The sequence below is a fragment of the Microcoleus sp. FACHB-SPT15 genome (genome assembly GCF_014849525.1).
Taxonomy (GTDB): Bacteria; Cyanobacteriota; Cyanobacteriia; order Cyanobacteriales; family Coleofasciculaceae; genus Symplocastrum; species Symplocastrum torsivum.
The window spans coordinates 149061-165363 of record NZ_JACJNU010000062.1 but is presented as its reverse complement, the minus strand read 5'-3'; the positions used below and the strand labels follow the sequence as shown (position 1 = coordinate 165363).

Here is a 16303-nt window from a genome sequence, read left to right as displayed (position 1 = left end):
CTACTTAGAGAAGTTTTGCGAGTCAGTTATCTATCCTATGGGACTGGAAATAAAGATAACTTAGTGCCTCTATCTTTTGGAAGATTATTTTTCCTAGTTATTACGGAGACTGTAGTTTATGTAACGATTTAGATCCATAAATGTTCCCAGGTGAGTGTAAATTTTTTTAAACATAAGCTCATCTGATTCGAGACATTACCTATACTGATTTTCACTAAGGAAATCCGCAAGGATTAGAAAAAGACTTTTCTCAAAATTCACTTTTTTTTAATGACAACTGGAGGAACAATATGCAATTGACAACACGCGAGAGCTTGGCAAAGACTTATTCTTTAGTGATGGTCAAAAGCTTTTTGATTTGGACTTTTACATTAGCCGTTTGCTTACTGGTAGTCGGTTTTCCCTTGATTGTATTGATGGTTACCATTGGCTCACTTTTGGCGATCGCATTACAATCTGTGCTACCTGTTAGTGCCGTTTTACTAGTAGCAGGAAGCTTAATTAGCATCAATGTTTTAGCCGTTTTAGTAGGCGCAGCCGCATTAACCTTTAAAGGTATTCATCCTAGCGAAGTTAGTTGGTTGAGCTGGCTACATGGTGAGCCTGATGCTTTGCATACCGCCGTTTATGCAGCTTGCCCTCTTACCTGCGATTTGAGATCGTAGAAATCAGGTAAAGACCACGAGCAACTGTTGGTCAATCTTTAATCAATTATTAAGTTTTGAATACAACAGCTTTGCTACCCGGTCAAAACCGGGTTTTTTCATGTTCAAACTTTGCTGCATCAAGGCAATCAAGTTTTTAAACAGGAAGGATGTCAAACGCTTGCCAGACGGGATAAGCTCAAGGGCAGACTGATAGCTGTAGACTAATAGCTCCCTCAAGAGTAAGACTGCTTTTCCGATTCGTTGCAACTTAACAAACTTTCATGACACCATCGCCGCTTCCGATTTGTATTACTTTAGGAACTCGTCCTGAGGCGATTAAACTCGCATCGGTAATCCAACAGTTTCGCCAATGTGCTGCCTTTAAGACTCATGTAATTTTGACGGGTCAGCATCGAGAGATGGTTGAGCAGGTTATGCAGCTATTTGAACTCAGTGCTGACCAAGACTTAGAAATCATGACCAGTAAGCAAACGCTGACGGATATCACCTGTCGGAGTTTGCGAGGGTTGGAAACGGTGTTTCAGGAGATTGAGCCGAAGCTCGTTATTGTCCAGGGAGATACAACCACGGCTTTTGCGGCAACGTTAGCGGCACTGTACCAACAAATTCCTGTGGGTCATGTAGAAGCGGGATTGCGTACAGATGATTTATTCAATCCCTACCCAGAAGAAGCTAATCGGCGTTTGATTTCCCAGCTAGCGCAGCTAAACTTTGCCCCAACTTCCTTAGCTGTAGAACATCTGAAACGTTCTGGGATTGTCGGGGAAATTCACCAAACTGGTAACACGGTGATTGATGCCTTGCTATCTGTAGCAAAGCGTGAACCGCCATGTAATATCAATGGCTTGGACTGGGGAAAGTACCGCACACTTTTGGCAACCGTGCATCGACGGGAGAATTGGGGCGAACCTCTGCGGGATATTGCTCAAGGATTTCTGCAAATTTTGGATAAGTTTCCCGATACGGCTTTACTGCTGCCACTACACCGTAATCCTACAGTTAGGGAGCCACTGCAAGCGCTTTTAGGCGACCATCCGAGGGTGTTCTTGACGGAACCACTGGATTATGCGGAATTGGTAGGCGCGATCGCACGTTGTTATCTTTTGCTGACAGACTCAGGAGGATTGCAGGAAGAAGCACCGAGTTTAGGTAAGCCAGTACTAGTATTGCGGGAAACCACCGAACGACCAGAAGCAATAGACGCAGGTACAGCCAAACTGGTGGGGACAAATCCGGCTCAAATTGTGGCAACAGCTAGCGAATTATTAAGTGATGCGAGTGCTTATGATGCGATGGCAACAGCGATTAATCCCTTTGGGGATGGTCATGCGGCTGAAAGAATTTTGGGAATCGTGAAAAACTATTTTGGGTTGTAGAAGCGATCACAATCAGCCAGATCTAGAGCAGAATTGCCATTAAATTGGTTAGAAAAAAAGCGATGTACACAGCAGGTAATCCAGACCCGCAGAAGGTTCCTGGAGATGTCAAATTCGCTAAGCAGCCCGGACTCGTCTTCAATGCAATGGTGGTTGTAGCCTTTGTCCTGGGTCTGTTCTGTTACTCCTTACCTGGTCTGCACATCGTTCTCAACCCCAGCATCATTAATGTTTTGCTAGCACCGTTATATTTCTTAGCGTTTATCCATGTGACAGCCCTGGTGGCGCTGGTGTCCCTACTGTTTTGGCTGAGTACTTTAGGAACAGATTCATCAATTACCTATGTAAGTGCCATCTTTTTTCCCTGTATGTTACTTTGGCTGGTACTCGTGTGGGTTTGGGTACTTCACCCACCTGTTCCTGTCAAAAAATTATCGGTTCGACGCTGGGAGCGATACAAAGGGTGGTTTGCGCCAATGATGCTATGGGTATTGTCAATTCTCTGGGCAACCCATATTCCACTATCTGTTAATTTCGCCCTTCACAAGTCAGAGTTTGAGAAATTAAGCGATCGCGTAATAGCGGAGCCGTCTGGGAAAATAGATTTCACACCTGTTAAGCCTATGGGAACTTTTTCGATCTCCGGAGCATTTCGTCAGTCCAAGACCATCGCCTCGATTGAAACTACCAGCGATCACAGTTTATGGGCGCATGAGGGGTTCGTGCGAGATTTATCTCGAAAACCAGGCGGACTCGAAGCTAATACCTATAGCCTCGCCCCTTACAGCAACAATGGCGATCAGGATATTGTTTACCTGGGTGATGGTTGGTATGTTTTCCAGAATCTCTTGGATTGAAGATACAAACTCTACAACAAAAGAACACCAAAAGTGCGATCGCAAAACCTCCTGAGCGATTCTCTCATCCTCCAATTAAGTCCCGTTCGATTTCCTGATCCATGACTACCCCTTCGCTAGCCGCTTTCAAAGCTGCACCAGCCCTAAAAAAGACATAGGATTGGCATTTTACCAATCCTACACCTTAAAAATTCAAACTAAAACGTCAAGCACTAAGGCTTACCAATTGTCGGTGCGACTAGAGACACTACTGGCTCATTCCTCTTTGCCACGGCTGGTTGAGCCAATGTAGGCACCGAAGCACGCAATCGAACTGTCAACTGCTGTGTCGTGGAGTCGTAAATCTGAGTCAGCATCTTGGGATACAAGCCAAAGCCAATAATTGGAACCAAGAGGCAAGCAACGATAAACACCTCTCGTGGTTCAGCATCAATAAGGGCTTCGTGTTCGACTAATTCCTTATTCTCCGGACCATAGAAGATCTCCCGGAGATTAGACAGCAGATAGATTGGTGTCAGAATTACCCCAACGGCTGCCAGGAATATCACAATTACTTTAAAAGTAGAGCTGTAGGCATCACTGGTTGCAAAGCCAACAAAAATCATCAACTCGGCAACAAATCCGCTCATCCCTGGTAACGCCAAAGAGGCTAGTGAACAGGTAGTCCACATCGCGAAAATCTTCTTCATCCTTTGACCCACACCCCCCATTTCATCCAGCATCAGGGTGTGCGTCCGGTCATACGTTGCACCAACCAAGAAGAAGAGGCTTGCACCAATCAAACCGTGGGACACCATTTGCAGGACTGCGCCACTCAATCCTAAGTCGGTAAAGGAAGCAATACCAATCAACACAAATCCCATGTGGGAAATCGAGGAGTAGGCAATCTTACGCTTCAAGTTACGCTGAGCAAAGGAAGTCAGAGCAGCGTAAACTATATTGACCACTCCCAAAATCACCAACGCTGGTGCGAAGACAGCATGGGCATCAGGCAGCATCCCGGCATTCATCCGAAGTAAAGCATAACCACCCATTTTCAGGAGAATTCCTGCCAGTAACATATGTACTGGAGCCGTTGCTTCCCCATGGGCATCCGGAAGCCAGGTATGTAAGGGAAAGATCGGGAGCTTAACGCCGTAGGCAATCAGGAATGCCGCGTAGAGCAGGAGTTGGAAGTTGAGGGCATAATCCTTGGCAGCAAGCGCACTCATATCAAACGTTACGGTATCGCCGTAAAACGCCATCGCTAACGCTGCTACCAAGATAAATAGCGAACCCCCAGCCGTGTACAAAATAAACTTCGTTGCTGCGTAGAGACGCTTTTTGCCTCCCCAAATTGACAACAACAGGTAAACCGGAATTAGTTCCAGTTCCCAGACGAGGAAGAACAACAGCATATCCTGAACAGCAAATACGGCAATTTGACCGCCATACATGGCTAGCATCAGGAAGTAAAACAGCTTCGGCTTGAACGTTACAGGCCAGGCGGCTAAAGTTGCCAGCGTCGTCATAAAGCCTGTCAGCAAAACTAAAGGCATTGATAAACCATCAACACCCACCGACCAATTCAAGTCTAGTTGGGGTACCCAAGAGTATTTCTCAACTAGTTGCAGTCCAGGAGTGGCAAAGTCATACTGACTGCCGAACACATAAACAATTAGGGCAAAATCAATCAAGCCCACGATCAGAGCGTACCAACGCTCCCACATACCATTTTTATTTGGCAGCAACGGAATCAGCAGCGAGGCTGCGATCGGAAACAGAATTATCGTTGTTAGCCAGGGAAAATCTGTCAAGTTCATGCTTCGTTGTTAGTTTTTAGTTTTTTGTTGTTAGTTAGGAGTCACTAAGTTTTTAGGGTTTAGAGCCTATCTAAAAAATCCTGAGTGGCAATGACCAATCATCCTCGTGTTTATCTTGATTTGCATCTATGGTTTTCCTATCTGATCTCAACAGCTTAGAGAAGCTTTTAGTGGTTAGCACTTGACTTATCACCTGAATTGCCTGACGACAAGCTATCTAACCACTAATACCCAATAACCAACAACTAACAACTTTTTAGGTAATGCCAGAGAAAATCACTAAACCCAATACCGCTCCAAAGATAATCAGAGCATAGAATTGAGCGCGACCATTCTCTAGATACTTCAGACCTTCGCCACTGAGCAACGTGAACAAGCCAGTTAGGTTAACTGCACCATCAACAACTCGGTAGTCCACTTCCATAATTTGGCGGGCTATCCGACGCAATCCCATCACAAAAACGCTGTGATAAATGTTGTCGATGTACCATTTGTTGAGAGACAGTTCGTACAGTGGCTTGATTTTTTGTGCGATCGCAGTAGGGTCGATCTTACCCCTCAAGTACATCAGTGAAGCCAGCGTAATTCCAATCAGGGCAATTCCCACAGAATTACCGCCCATAATCAGAAATTCCGTCCAGTCAAATCCCTCTGCCTGTAATGCTACTTCCGCCGCTGTTTCGCCTGCTGGGTGAATGAACTCCTCGAAGTAGTTATCAAACGGCATTCCAACCAAACCAATCAACGTCGATGGCACTGCCAGCAGTAGCAAAGGTAGCGTCATCGTTAACGGGGACTCATGAGGCAAGTCACTGTGATGACCAGGATCGTGTTCATGATCCGTCTCGGCTGACAATTCTCTGGTATCCATAGCACCAGGCCCAAAAGCTGGTACAGGTCTACCCGCTTCTGCTAAAAGCTGATGCCGGATTTGGGTGTCCTTACCCCGAAATTCTCCCTCAAAGGTTCTGAAATACATCCGGAACATATAGAAAGCGGTTAATCCTGCTGTTGACCAGCCAATCAACCACAATGCAGGATTCACTCCGAACGCACTCCCCAAGATTTCATCCTTTGACCAGAAACCAGCAAAAGGTGGAATTCCCGAAATTGCCAGAGTCCCAATCAAAAACGTTAAGGAGGTAATGGGCATAAACTTGCGTAAGCCCCCCATCATCCGCATGTCCTGCGCCAAAGCGGGGTCGTGACCGACAACGGCTTCCATGCCATGAATCACTGAACCCGAACCGAGGAACAGCATTGCTTTGAAATAAGCGTGGGTCATCAGGTGGAATAAGCCAGCCGTATAAGCTCCAATCCCCATCGCCATTACCATGTAGCCCAACTGGGAGATCGTGGAATAGGCTAGACCTTTTTTGATGTCATTTTGCGTAATTGCGATCGAGGCACCCAGAAACGCGGTAAATGCTCCTGTCCAAGCAATCACACTCATGACCACGGGAATGCCTTCAAATACTGGATACATCCGGGCAATTAAAAACACCCCAGCCGCCACCATCGTTGCAGCGTGAATCAAAGCTGAAATTGGTGTTGGGCCCTCCATCGCATCAGGAAGCCAGACATGGAGGGGAAATTGTGCTGACTTCGCGACTGGTCCTAAGAACACCAAAATCGCAAACAGGGCAGCTAAACCACCGCTGATATAACCGGAGGCAACAAAGTCTTGTAGACGGCTACCCATTACATCAAACTCGAAGCTATTCGTTGCCCAGTAAAGCCCCAGAATTCCCAACAGTAAACCAAAGTCACCCACACGGTTAACAACAAACGCTTTTTGACAGGCATCTGCTGCGGGTTTTCGGTCATACCAGAATCCAACTAGCAGGTAAGAACACATACCCACTAGTTCCCAAAAAATATAAACCTGCACCAAGTTAGGACTAACGACTAAACCCAACATTGAGGAACTAAACAGGCTCAAATAGGCATAGAAGCGAACATATCCTGGGTCATGAGCCATGTAGCCGTCGGTATAGATCATTACCAACAAGGCTACGGTTGTCACAATCACCAGCATCAAAGCGGTCAAATGATCGACTGTATAGCCCATCATTAAGTGAAAATTTCCGGCAGCTGCCCACTCAATAGTGCGGGTAAATGGCTCATGCCCGTGAAATTGACTCCAAAGCAACGCCAAGGAGAGGGCCATCGAAGCTCCCAACGTGGAGACAATAAACACGGCGTTCAACTGCCGCAGACGATTAGTTGCTTTGTTGAATGAGATTAGTCCTAGTCCTACCACCATTGCCGCTAGTAAGGGCAAGACTGGAATTAACCAGGCATATTGGTAAAGCGGTTCCATTGAAGACAGCCTACTTTAGATTTCTTTACTATTTTGGCAAACCGTTACTACAGTGACATATACCTACTTAAAAAAAAAGGCTAACTCTAACCTTTAGAAGTAATTGTCAAAGCACCCATACCATACAAAAACCATCGGTTGATGATTTATACCGATGGTCATACATAGATAAAACTAATGTTCGTTTATTAAAGATTGTGTGTTGACCTAAGCCTTGGTCGCTCAGGCAAAACCAACTTCATACCTTTGGGAAAAGAGCCTATGGCTCAAGTATGAGGTTGTTCAAAGAAGCCCTAGGCTGACTTGGGTAAAGAACTTAGCATCAGTTTTTTGAGTGCAATTTGTAGATCCTCCCGCCCCTGGAAACCGTCAAGTCGCTGAATCACCTGACCATCCTCGATAAAGAGTAACGTGGGCAGAGACTTGATGCGATAGATCGTAGCAAGCTTTAGATTCTCATCGGCGTTTACTCTCACCAACTTGACTTGATCGCTCCAGTCTGACTGAAATCCTCGGAGGATTGGGTGAATAATCCGGCATAGCCCACACCAAGGTGCCCAAAAATCGACTAGAACGGGTGTAGAAGATTCTAAAACTTCTTGTCTAAAAGTCCGCTCGTTTACAGACAACACCATGCTCCCTCGAAATATATCGCTTTTTACAATTGTTTGGGATCATGCTACATCCAATTGGGATCATGTGAGCAAGAAAAGTACCTGTAATACTTAAAATACATATCGACGAGTTATCGTAGTACATGTATTACAGATTAATCGTTGCTGTTGCTTGAATGAGTAGGGGATGTACCCACCACAACAGCACAATAAAGCCGATGACACCCAAGTACGCAGGACGAGCAAACTCCTCCCATTTTAAGTGCTGCCGTCCCTGGAGAATCGCCAAGAAGGGAATAACAGATGTGCGGGCTTTAGCTGCCTCAAATGCCTCACCATAGCGGGCTAATAGGCGTTTATCGCCGTGCCAAACGGCAAAAAGATGGTGCAAGACCAAACCAACAGAAGTCAATAGCGTAAACGAGGTACCAATCCAGAGGGTATGAGCAACACACCAGATTACTTGTCCAACCATCTGGGGGTGACGAGTAATCCGAATGATCCCAATCTCAAATAGGTGAACTTGTGGCTTTTGGATGGCGGCAATTTCCAGCAAGTTGAACGTCGCTGGATACAGAAACAGAAAAGAAATCGCTGAAAGCACCCAGACAACGGTTTGAATACCCGGAGTTCCCTGCACCTGCCAGAGTTGCAAACCATCATAGCGGTGATTAAAAAAGTAAATTATTAATACAACTGCGAAGGGGAGACTCACAAGGGCAAACAGAACCCGGTAGAGCCTTGCACCGATGCGTTGTTCACCCCAAGGGCGTAGTGCCGCTAAACCACTATGCGCGATCGCAAACCCAATAAGCAATCCAGCCATCACAAAGTGGCTGGATGTCAGCCAATCCGAGGACTTCATATAAATTAAAGTAGATTCTTCAAACATTCCATCCTAGCAAGGATTGGAGAGGGAGTTGATCCCTAGGTATGTTACTGTCGATTTCAGCAGAGGCTTACACATTCGCTTATTGGGGGCAATCTATGGCTTGAGCTAACAGTTCACTCTTCTCTAGTCCTTGGTTGTTTCAGTTGCTCCTTTCTCTCAGGTATAGCCGTATGTCTGACCTTCCTTTCACTCTAGATCAACTCCGTATTCTCAAAGCGATCGCTGCTGAGGGGAGTTTTAAACGTGCTGCTGATAGTTTGTACGTTTCACAACCCGCCGTTAGCTTACAGGTTCAGAATTTAGAGCGGCAACTCGATGTGCCGCTATTTGATCGAGGCGGACGCCGCGCCCAACTCACGGAAGCGGGACACCTACTCCTGAGTTATGGAGAAAAAATTTTGACCCTTTGCCAGGAAACTTGCCGCGCTATTGAAGACTTGCAAAATCTCCAAGGCGGTACTCTCATTGTTGGGGCATCTCAAACCACAGGCACCTATCTCCTGCCTCGGATGATTGGTTTATTTAGACAACGCTATCCTGATGTCGCGGTACAGTTGCAGGTTCACTCGACTCGCCGGACTTCGTGGAGCGTCGCTAATGGACAAGTGGATTTGGCAATCATTGGTGGCGAAGTACCCGCTGAGCTACAAGAAACCTTAGAAATTATCCCGTATGCCGAAGATGAACTGGCGTTAATCTTGCCAGTCTTCCACCCCTTGTCAAAAATCGGTACGATCCAGAAAGAGGATTTGTACAAGTTGCAGTTTATTGCCTTAGATTCCCAATCCACAATTCGTAAGGTAATTGACCAAGTGTTAACTCGCTGTGGCATTGATACTCGGCGCCTGAGGGTGGAGATGGAACTCAATTCAATTGAGGCGATTAAAAATGCTGTGCAATCGGGGTTGGGAGCCTCCTTTGTCTCAATTTCCGCGATCGAAAAAGAGTTACAAATGGGCGTTCTGCACCGTGCCCCCATTGATGAAGTCGTAGTGAAGCGAGGACTGTCTGTCATTGTCAATCCCCATCGCTACCGTTCTAAGGCAGCCGAAGCGTTTAGTCGCGAGATTTTGCCGGAGTTTACGTCTCACCTTTTACAACCGCCAACGGTAGTTCCCTCGGTAATCTCAGCGGAAACACTCAAGACAGCTTCTTCCCACATAACAGGAAGCTAACTTAGAGTTGGTTAGGGGCTGAGGCATGAACTGAGCGTTGAGCGAAGATGGCTAAAGTGAGAAGAGAAAAAAAATCAGTGGCTGACTTTCCCTAGTGCCTAATCCTTAGTCCCGACGCTCTCTCGAACATGGAAATTTACTGCACTCGTCCTGCTTGCCCTCGCCCCCAAAACTTCTTTGCTGATCTCGATGACAGAGAAACGCTCAAGACAACTCAGCAGAAATACTGCACAGCTTGTGGAATGCCGCTGATTTTAGTCGGTCGTTACATTCCCTCAAGGTTGCTAGGGCAAGGTGGATTTGGCGCAGCATTTCTGGCACGCGATCGCTATACTCCAGCCATGCGTCAGTGCGTGGTTAAGCAATTTCAACCGTCGGGTGACTTGAACCCGCAACAGCTAAAAATTGCCCAAGACTTATTTGAGCGGGAGGCAGAAGTTTTAGAGCAACTGGGCAGCGAAAATGACCAGATTCCTAATTTGTTTGCCTTTTTTCAGCTCAGTGTCCCCACCCAGCAAATCGGAAAAGATGACCAGTTTTTCTATTTGGTGCAGGAATTCATTGATGGGAAGGACTTGGAGGGGGAACTGGCTGAGAAAGGGAAATTCTCGGAAGCTGAGGTTCTGGAAGTGCTGCGAGAAATCCTCAAAGTGCTAAAGTTTGTCCATGAAAATGGTTCGATTCATCGAGATATCAAGCCCTCCAACATCATGCGCCATCGCAACGGGCGACTGTATCTCTTGGATTTTGGAGCAGTCAAACAGGTAACGAAAGCTGGAGCCGCCGGAGGGGCGGCTGGGCGCTCTACTGGCATTTATTCAATGGGATTTGCACCGCCAGAGCAGATGTCAGGTTCTCAAGTCTACCCATCAACTGACTTATATGCCCTTGCCGTGACATTGATTACATTGCTGACAGGTAAAGAGGCAGGGGAACTCTATGACTCCTACAACAACCAGTGGAATTGGAGAAACGATGCTCAGGTTAGTGACACACTAGCAGATGTTCTAGACCGGATGCTGTTGGCAACGCCGAATCAACGCTATGGCTCAGCACAGGAAGTCATGGATGCCCTGGACTATCGACCAACGCCTCAACCGCTGCCATCTCCACCACCGACTAATCCTCTACCACAGCGAACCACAGCACCCCCAACTAATCCGCTGCCTGTTCAAACATCTACACCTACGGCTGCACCGCCAGTTTCTCAACCGCCCAGTAACCCACCCGTAACAGTAGCCCCTAGTAGTCCTCCCCGCTCTAGACGTGGCACCTTTTCGACACTAGAGCTACTCCGTGGAGCTGCCTTCACAGGATTTGAGGGTGCATTGTTGTTTATTGCCTTGGGTAGCCTCCTACCATCACCCGCTCTTGGTATTGGCTTGTGGGGCATGGTTATGGGGGGGCTAATCTTTGCTCAGTTCCGTCGGGTTATAGAAAAGTTTGACTTCGTTATCATTGCAGTAATTACGCTGTTACCGCTTGTGTTCTTTCCGGCTTTACGCAACGATATGGTGATTCAGACTGTTATCGTGCTATCCGTTTTAGCCGCCGCTGGAGCGATCGCAGTAACAGCACTTTTTCGTCTGGTTTATCTGCTTTTATCCCGGTTGCTTTAAATCCCTGCAAGCGCCTTCCGGTGTCACCCGTTCATGTCCCAGAAAAACGAAACTGTAGTTCTTTTGCTTTCTTTGCTCGTTACGGTTGCACTCGTAGCGACTGGCTTGTGGTGGTTCACAAATCGAGGTGGCATTAATCTGGGAGGCTTAACGGGAAGCGACAATTCAGGTTCAACAACCTCGGCGGGACGGACATCTAATCAACCAGTTGAAGCACGAATTAGCCTAGGAGACAAGCTTTTATTCTCTTCAGGAGAAACACCTGAGAAACAAGCGGCTGTAGAAGCGATCGCTTCTAGTAACTACGAAGCGGCTGTTTCTAACTTGGAAGCGGCACTAAAAAGCGATCGCAACGACCCAGAAGCACTGATTTACCTCAACAATGCTCGTATCGGCAACCGAAAGTCTTATGCAATTGCTGCCTCTATTCCAATAGGTACTGCCCAGAATCCTTCTAAGGAAGTCCTACGCGGTGTTGCTCAGGCTCAAAATGAAGTTAATCAAGCTGGTGGAATTGGTGGTGTTCCCTTAAAGGTAATCATTGCTAATGATGACAATGATCCAAATGTTGCTCAACAAGTTGCTGAAGCCCTAGTAGAGAATCAACAAGTCTTGGGTGTTGTCGGGAACTTTGATAGTGATGTTACCCTTGCGGCGGGGAAAGTCTATGAAAAGGGTCAACTGGTACAGATTTCTCCCACAAGCACGTCCGTGCAGCTCTCAAACGCAGGTGAGTATATCTTCCGTACTGTACCAAGCGATCGCTTTGCGGGAAATGCGCTGTCTCGTTATATGTTGACTCAGCTCAAAAAACAAAAAGCGGCTGTCTTTTTTAATTCCAAAAGTAATTACAGCCAATCTCTAAAAAATGAATTCTCCACTACCCTGCTTGGCGATGGTGGAGAGGTAGTAGCTGAGTTTGACTTCAGTAGCCCTAATTTTGATGTTGCCAGTAGTGTCCAAGAAGCCATAGGACAAGGCGCAGAAGTTTTGATGCTTGCTCCCAATACAGCAGCTCTCGATCAGGCATTGCAAGTGGTGCAAGTGAATGAAAAACGTTTGCCAGTCTTAGCTGGAGATAGTGGGTACAGTTTTAAAACTCTAGAAGTTGGTCGTAGTAACGCAGTTGGCATGGTATTGGCTGTACCCTGGCATATTTTAGGTAACCCTGAAGCAGAGTTTCCAAAAGCCGCTAATCAACTTTGGGGAGCAGAGATCAATTGGCGGACAGCGATGGCGTATGATGCCACTAAAGCGCTAATTGCTGGAATCGAGCAAAATCCAACACGTACAGGTGTTCAACAAGCACTTTCTGCATCAAACTTCTCTGCCACAGGCGCTGCGAATCCGATTCGATTTTTACCTTCAGGCGATCGCAATCAAGTCGTACAATTGGTAACCATTCAGCCTGTAAATAATAAAGACCCTGGTTATGAATTTATTCCAGTACGCGAATAAAGCTGGTACCTAACCTATTGGTTATAAAGAGAAATAAACTTTCTTAACTTTGCTTAAAGCGCAAGTGCTTAGAAAGCGGATACCAGGAGAGCTTTTACTAGAAATTTAAACTACACACGCCAAGATGAAATAAACCCGTCCTCATTAGGGTCGGAGTACAACCTATTTCAATTCAGGATTATGTCTCAGAAAAACGAATCTACAGTTTTGGTCTTAGCTTTCCTGATTACAGCCGCACTACTAGGCGCAGGCTTCTGGTGGTTTACCCGTAGTTCTGGCTTTAATCCTGGAACTTTAACTGGAGGAGGCAATGACACCCAGCCAAATCAACCACAAGCATCTCCATCTGCTTCCAACCCTACTTTTACATCCCCAACGAGTGTACCCAGTGGAACAACAGTCAGAATCGAAGGTTCCACCAGTATGGTACAGATTAATCAAGCACTCAAAGGCAGCTTTGAGAAGCAATTTCCTGGTACAAAAATTAATACTCAAGCGAGGGGAACAGAAAAAGGGATTCAGGAACTCCAAGCGGGAATTGTAGATATTGCAGCAATTTCTCGTCCTCTCACCTCTCAAGAACAATCCCAAGGTTTGACAGCGGTACCTGTGGCTAAGGATGCCATAGCGATTGTTGTTGGCGAGAACAATCCTTTCCGGAAAGGACTAACCAGTGAGCAAGTTGTCTGGATTTTTACAGGACAGATCACAAATTGGTCAGAGGTAGGAGGAACAACTGGAACCATTCGGGTAATTAACCGACCACCCTTCAGCGGTACCCATCAAGCATTTCGAGAACTGGTGCTAAAAGGCGGAAATTTTGGCACAACGTCTAATATCACAACCCTAGAAAGGGATGCTACCACACCCTTACTTCAAGCTTTACAAACTGATGGAATTGGGTATGCGACCTATGCTCAAGTCGCAAATCAACAGACAGTGCGAACAGTTGCGGTTGATGGCTTAACTCCGGAAGCCGCTAGTTACCCCTATCAACGAGAGTTGTACTACGTTTACAAACAACCTGCTAGCCCCCAGGTTGATGCCTTTCTAGGTTATTTGAACTCACCCCAAGCACAACAAGCGATCGCACCTACCAATTGAGACACACGGCTACGGTAAGTGACTACATGCCTGTTTGAGTTAAATTTGTGATACTGCGCTGTATGTAGACAAAGAATAGACTTCTTGCATAAGTGGCAAAGCTTTGGGAGCTAAGTATTACTGTCTCCCTTGATTCATTAACTCTTACTTTTCTTTAAATCCCTACCGTCCATGTCCCAAAAAAACGAAACGAAAGTTCTTATTTTGTCTCTACTGGTTACAGCAGCTTTATTGGGAATTGGTTTTTGGTGGTTTACAAGACAAACTGGAGTGAATCCAGACAGTTTTTCTGGCTCAAAGTCCGGTCAACCTGGCTTAGATACCACTTCTGGAAGCCCAGAAAGCCGGATAAGTTTGGGAGATAAAATTCTCGTCACTGCTGATACAAACCCTAGAAAACAGGCGGGAGTCCAAGCATTTGCCAAGGGAGACTTTGCCACAGCTACCACTGAGTTTCAGGCATCGCTGCAAAGCAACCGCAACGATCCAGAAGCATTAATTTATCTAAATAATGCCAAGATTGGTCAAGGTAAGGGCATCAAAATTGCAGTGAGTGTGCCCATTGGCGGCAATTTGAATGTCGCAAAAGAAATATTGCGAGGGGTTGCTCAAGCACAAGATGAGGTGAATAAAAGTGGTGGGATTAATGGAGCATTATTGCAGGTAGAGATTGCCAATGATGATAATGCCTCTCTAGTCGCAAAACAACTCGCTGACAACTTTGTCAAAGACCCAAGTATTTTAGCGGTAATAGGGCATAACTCCAGTGATGTGTCCCTTGCCGCTGCACCAGAGTATGAAAAGGGAAAACTGGTGATGATTTCCCCTACCAGCGATGCTAGGAACCTATCAGGCTTTGGTAACTACATCTTTCGCACAATTCCCACGAATCGCTCTCAAGCAGAAACACTTTCCAACTACGCTACTAAGACTCTGGGCAAAACCAATATTGTCGTTTGTCTAGATTCCCAATCTCAATCAAGTCAGTCCTGGAAGGACGACTTTACTGCCGCTATTTTGGCTGCTGGTGGCAAAGTTGCCCCAATTGAATGCGATCTTTCTGCACCGACTTTCAATGCTAGTGCTGTGATTTCTCAAGCCATTAGTCAGGGTGCTGATGGCTTGCTACTTTTACCTTCTATTGAGAGGCTCAATCAAGCCATTGATGTCGCGCAAGTCAATCAAAAGCGTTTAGCTTTATTAGGCAGTTCTGCTCTGTATACAATCCAGACACTACAGCAAGGGCAAGCTGCTGTTAATGGGATGGTACTGTCTGTTGCTTGGCACCCTCAAGCGATTCCAGGAAATCCTTTTGCTGGGAACGCCGTTAAACTTTGGGGCGGTGAGGTAAATTGGCGTAGTGCGACGGCTTATGATGCGGCTCAAGCAATTATCACTGGCTTGAGGCAAACTAGCACTCGTGAGGGATTACAACAAGCACTATCGAGTCCTGCATTTTCTGCTAATGGTGCCACTGGAACAGTACAGTTTTCATCAGGCGATCGCAACAGTGCCGCTATCCTTGTACAAATTCAACCGGGTGAGAGTCCCAGTGGCTTTAATTTTGTACCCTTGAAGCCTTAACAAGAATTTTCAAAAAACCTTTTCACCCGCTCTATTCTAATGAATTAGCTAAATAGGGTGTGATCAAGTTTAATTGCTAGTAGTTTTTTCTGATTTAGCTGGTAGAAAAATTAAATTATCGCCTTGAATTCCAATCAGCCCCCGCTGGCGAAGCTTACCCATTAAACGAGTTACAGTCACACGGGTAGAGCCAATAGCGCTGCCAATTTGAGCATGGGTTAAAGGAAAGGGCAAACAATATCCGTTAGTACAGGGTTCACCAAATTCTTCTATTAATAACGTTAGAAATCCTAATAGTCGGTCAATCGTCCGTCGCTGCCCCAAGGTACTTAGCCAAAGAAGTTTACGTTGATGCTGATATCGAAATGCATCCAAAACTTCTCGCCGGAAGTGAGGCCAATTATCCAAGTCGTGCCAGTACATCCAGACAACAGACGTTTGGTCAACATGGGAATAAGCTTGAAGTGTAAAGGGAGACTGTACCACGATTTCAAAAGGTTGACCAGCACCCACAAAGCCCAAAAATGCTTCCTCAGAGACCTGATGCGACAATGGAGAAACACTATGACTTGTGCTAGCACTGACTTGAGCTGTACCCACCAAGCGAATTGCTCCACGCTGTACAAGATACAGTAATCCAGCACGAGCAGGAATCCGTTCATCTTTGCTAAAAGTCCGAAAGCGGTAGTGTTCCTGCGCCCAGTCTAGAATCCGTTGCCAGGTTATAAATGGTCGAGATGCCTCTGATGAGGAGGGTGGTGAGTGCATAAGCCTTAAGCGTAGTAGAAACGCCAATTTTTCTAGATTTTACATGGAGTCGAAGGTAGCAAA

The 16303-nt window shown here is 46.2% G+C and carries 13 protein-coding genes; 8 read left to right on the top strand and 5 right to left on the bottom strand.

Translation table 11 applies throughout. The features are described 5' to 3' along the window. The first annotated feature begins 290 nt into the window (after positions 1 to 290). From H6F98_RS25160 to H6F98_RS25150, 3 genes are all read left to right on the top strand, one after another. Complete coding sequence (locus H6F98_RS25160; RefSeq protein WP_192221454.1) at positions 291 to 665, top strand: hypothetical protein; 375 nt, start codon at positions 291 to 293, stop codon at positions 663 to 665. Positions 666 to 928: 263 nt separating this feature from the next. Beyond that, on the top strand, positions 929 to 2044 hold the full coding sequence (wecB, locus tag H6F98_RS25155) for a non-hydrolyzing UDP-N-acetylglucosamine 2-epimerase (RefSeq protein WP_192221453.1): 1116 nt from the start codon (positions 929 to 931) through the stop codon (positions 2042 to 2044). Positions 2045 to 2106: 62 nt separating this feature from the next. Then, entirely contained in the window at positions 2107 to 2901 is a 795-nt protein-coding gene (locus tag H6F98_RS25150) for a hypothetical protein (RefSeq protein WP_192221452.1), read from the top strand. Between the two features lie 212 nt (positions 2902 to 3113). Here the strand turns inward: H6F98_RS25150 and ndhD1 are convergent, their stop codons facing one another. The 4 genes from ndhD1 to H6F98_RS25130 form a co-directional block, all read right to left on the bottom strand. After that, entirely contained in the window at positions 3114 to 4697 is a 1584-nt protein-coding gene (ndhD1, locus tag H6F98_RS25145; protein WP_192221783.1) for a photosynthetic/respiratory NAD(P)H-quinone oxidoreductase subunit D1, read from the bottom strand. 262 nt (positions 4698 to 4959) lie between these two features. Then, complete coding sequence (locus H6F98_RS25140; RefSeq protein WP_192221451.1) at positions 4960 to 7026, bottom strand: NAD(P)H-quinone oxidoreductase subunit 5; 2067 nt, start codon at positions 7024 to 7026, stop codon at positions 4960 to 4962. A 293-nt stretch (positions 7027 to 7319) separates the two neighbouring features. Further along, a complete protein-coding gene (gene trxA / locus H6F98_RS25135) occupies positions 7320 to 7661 on the bottom strand; it encodes a thioredoxin (protein WP_192221450.1) in 342 nt (113 codons plus the stop codon). A 127-nt stretch (positions 7662 to 7788) separates the two neighbouring features. Beyond that, positions 7789 to 8532: an NnrU family protein gene (locus tag H6F98_RS25130; protein ID WP_396813330.1), complete on the bottom strand. Its 744-nt coding sequence runs from the start codon at positions 8530 to 8532 to the stop codon at positions 7789 to 7791. 170 nt (positions 8533 to 8702) lie between these two features. Here H6F98_RS25130 and H6F98_RS25125 point away from each other — a divergent pair, with 170 nt between their 5' ends. From H6F98_RS25125 to H6F98_RS25105, 5 genes are all read left to right on the top strand, one after another. Continuing rightward, on the top strand, positions 8703 to 9707 hold the full coding sequence (locus H6F98_RS25125; RefSeq protein ID WP_192221449.1) for a LysR family transcriptional regulator: 1005 nt from the start codon (positions 8703 to 8705) through the stop codon (positions 9705 to 9707). Positions 9708 to 9835: 128 nt separating this feature from the next. Beyond that, positions 9836 to 11326 (top strand): serine/threonine-protein kinase, encoded by a 1491-nt coding sequence (locus H6F98_RS25120; RefSeq protein WP_192221448.1) that lies wholly within the window; start codon positions 9836 to 9838, stop codon positions 11324 to 11326. Positions 11327 to 11359: 33 nt separating this feature from the next. Further along, the gene (locus H6F98_RS25115) at positions 11360 to 12784 is read left to right on the top strand and encodes an ABC transporter substrate-binding protein (protein WP_192221447.1); all 1425 of its coding nucleotides are present in this window, start codon (positions 11360 to 11362) and stop codon (positions 12782 to 12784) included. Positions 12785 to 12964: 180 nt separating this feature from the next. After that, complete coding sequence (locus tag H6F98_RS25110; protein ID WP_192221446.1) at positions 12965 to 13888, top strand: phosphate ABC transporter substrate-binding protein; 924 nt, start codon at positions 12965 to 12967, stop codon at positions 13886 to 13888. A 171-nt stretch (positions 13889 to 14059) separates the two neighbouring features. After that, positions 14060 to 15472: an ABC transporter substrate-binding protein gene (locus H6F98_RS25105; protein WP_192221445.1), complete on the top strand. Its 1413-nt coding sequence runs from the start codon at positions 14060 to 14062 to the stop codon at positions 15470 to 15472. Between the two features lie 69 nt (positions 15473 to 15541). On the opposite strand, the gene H6F98_RS25100 is transcribed toward H6F98_RS25105, so the two are convergent. Further along, positions 15542 to 16240 carry a Crp/Fnr family transcriptional regulator gene (locus tag H6F98_RS25100; protein ID WP_192221444.1) on the bottom strand — a complete coding sequence of 233 codons (699 nt, stop codon included), beginning with the start codon at positions 16238 to 16240 and terminating at the stop codon, positions 15542 to 15544. Positions 16241 to 16303 lie beyond the last annotated feature (63 nt).

Coding starts and splice junctions, on each gene's coding strand:
- H6F98_RS25160 (WP_192221454.1), top strand. CDS start 291: ATGCAATTGACAACACGCGAGAGCTTGGCAAAGACTTATTCTTTAGTG.
- wecB (WP_192221453.1), top strand. CDS start 929: ATGACACCATCGCCGCTTCCGATTTGTATTACTTTAGGAACTCGTCCT.
- H6F98_RS25150 (WP_192221452.1), top strand. CDS start 2,107: ATGTACACAGCAGGTAATCCAGACCCGCAGAAGGTTCCTGGAGATGTC.
- H6F98_RS25140 (WP_192221451.1), bottom strand. CDS start 7,026: ATGGAACCGCTTTACCAATATGCCTGGTTAATTCCAGTCTTGCCCTTA.
- trxA (WP_192221450.1), bottom strand. CDS start 7,661: ATGGTGTTGTCTGTAAACGAGCGGACTTTTAGACAAGAAGTTTTAGAA.
- H6F98_RS25130 (WP_396813330.1), bottom strand. CDS start 8,532: ATGTTTGAAGAATCTACTTTAATTTATATGAAGTCCTCGGATTGGCTG.
- H6F98_RS25125 (WP_192221449.1), top strand. CDS start 8,703: ATGTCTGACCTTCCTTTCACTCTAGATCAACTCCGTATTCTCAAAGCG.
- H6F98_RS25120 (WP_192221448.1), top strand. CDS start 9,836: ATGGAAATTTACTGCACTCGTCCTGCTTGCCCTCGCCCCCAAAACTTC.
- H6F98_RS25115 (WP_192221447.1), top strand. CDS start 11,360: ATGTCCCAGAAAAACGAAACTGTAGTTCTTTTGCTTTCTTTGCTCGTT.
- H6F98_RS25110 (WP_192221446.1), top strand. CDS start 12,965: ATGTCTCAGAAAAACGAATCTACAGTTTTGGTCTTAGCTTTCCTGATT.
- H6F98_RS25105 (WP_192221445.1), top strand. CDS start 14,060: ATGTCCCAAAAAAACGAAACGAAAGTTCTTATTTTGTCTCTACTGGTT.
- H6F98_RS25100 (WP_192221444.1), bottom strand. CDS start 16,240: ATGCACTCACCACCCTCCTCATCAGAGGCATCTCGACCATTTATAACC.